Origin of the sequence: Rhizobium ecuadorense (genome assembly GCF_001187535.1) — a bacterium.
In the GTDB taxonomy this organism is placed as follows: Bacteria; Pseudomonadota; Alphaproteobacteria; order Rhizobiales; family Rhizobiaceae; genus Rhizobium; species Rhizobium ecuadorense.
Map to the genome: position 1 here is coordinate 1 of NZ_LFIO01001637.1, position 290 is coordinate 290.

Annotated in this window: 1 protein-coding gene; it reads right to left on the reverse strand. The window is 58.6% G+C overall.

Going from position 1 to position 290, the window contains the following annotated elements; genetic code table 11:
- Positions 1-117: 117 nt before the first annotated feature.
- Positions 118-276, reverse strand: a complete 159-nt coding sequence (locus tag AF337_RS46595) for a DUF6966 domain-containing protein (RefSeq protein ID WP_425287909.1) — start codon at positions 274-276, stop codon at positions 118-120.
- Positions 277-290: the final 14 nt, after the last annotated feature.

Consider the following 290-nt stretch of genomic DNA (forward strand, 5'->3'; position numbering starts at 1 on the left):
CTTGAAACATTGGGGGAAACGGTCGACGCGAGGGAGTTCGGAGACCCGATCATCCGAAGAGGCACCGAAGCGGAGCGAATGGCGGAGGCTGCAAGCCCTGTAACCGCAAGCGAAGCGCTATAACTCCCTTCTGGCAAGCTCGTCCGCCAGAATCCAAGCCTCGTCAAGGAGGGCACGAAGTTCATCGTTCTCCTGCAGAAGCGGGCTACCGTCGCGTTGAAGAACGAGGTCATTCAGAGAACCCGTGCCGCCAAACATCTCCTTGAAACGGCGCAATCCCCAGGTGTCAG